Here is a 1,319-nt window from a genome sequence, read left to right on the forward strand (position 1 = left end):
CCAGGGATATCTCATCTTAAGGCGAGTTTCCCGCTTAGATGCTTTCAGCGGTTATCTCTTCCGAACATAGCTACCCGGCGATGCCACTGGCGTGACAACCGGTACACCAGAGGTTCGTCCACTCCGGTCCTCTCGTACTAGGAGCAGCCCCCTTCAAATATCCAACGCCCACGGCAGATAGGGACCAAACTGTCTCACGACGTTTTAAACCCAGCTCACGTACCTCTTTAAATGGCGAACAGCCATACCCTTGGGACCGGCTACAGCCCCAGGATGAGATGAGCCGACATCGAGGTGCCAAACACCGCCGTCGATATGAACTCTTGGGCGGTATCAGCCTGTTATCCCCAGAGTACCTTTTATCCGTTGAGCGATGGCCCTTCCATACAGAACCACCGGATCACTATGACCTGCTTTCGCACCTGCTCGACTTGTCGGTCTCGCAGTTAAGCACGCTTATGCCATTGCACTATCAGCACGATTTCCGACCGTACCTAGCGTACCTTCGTACTCCTCCGTTACGCTTTGGGAGGAGACCGCCCCAGTCAAACTGCCTACCATGCACTGTCCCCGACCCGGATCACGGGCCAAGGTTAGAACCTCAAACAAACCAGGGTGGTATTTCAAGGACGGCTCCACCGAAACTAGCGTTCCGGTTTCATAGCCTCCCACCTATCCTACACAGATCGGTTCAAAGTCCAATGCAAAGCTACAGTAAAGGTTCATGGGGTCTTTCCGTCTAGCCGCGGGTAGATTGCATCATCACAAACACTTCAACTTCGCTGAGTCTCGGGAGGAGACAGTGTGGCCATCGTTACGCCATTCGTGCAGGTCGGAACTTACCCGACAAGGAATTTCGCTACCTTAGGACCGTTATAGTTACGGCCGCCGTTTACCGGGACTTCAATCAAGAGCTTGCACCCCATCATTTAATCTTCCGGCACCGGGCAGGCGTCACACCCTATACGTCCACTTTCGTGTTTGCAGAGTGCTGTGTTTTTATTAAACAGTCGCAGCCACCAGTTTATTGCAACCCCTTCACCCTCCTGGCGCAGGCCAGTCAAGCTACAAGGGCGTACCTTATCCCGAAGTTACGGTACCAATTTGCCGAGTTCCTTCTCCCGAGTTCTCTCAAGCGCCTTAGAATACTCATCTCGCCCACCTGTGTCGGTTTGCGGTACGGTCATCGTTAGACTGAAGCTTAGAGGCTTTTCTTGGAACCACTTCCAATTGCTTCGCTCCCGAAGGAGCTCGCGCCACACCCTTGAATCCTGCGCCCGGATTTGCCTAAGCGCCTTCTCCAATGCAGCGACCGGGAC

The 1,319-nt window shown here is 53.8% G+C and carries 1 rRNA gene; it reads right to left on the reverse strand.

Annotated features, from left to right (window positions below):
• Window positions 1-1,319: ribosomal RNA gene (locus QZM15_RS33865) — 23S ribosomal RNA — on the reverse strand; the annotation flags it as partial.

This window comes from Burkholderia sp. AU44665 (assembly GCF_030504405.1).
In the GTDB taxonomy this organism is placed as follows: domain Bacteria; phylum Pseudomonadota; class Gammaproteobacteria; order Burkholderiales; family Burkholderiaceae; genus Burkholderia; species Burkholderia semiarida.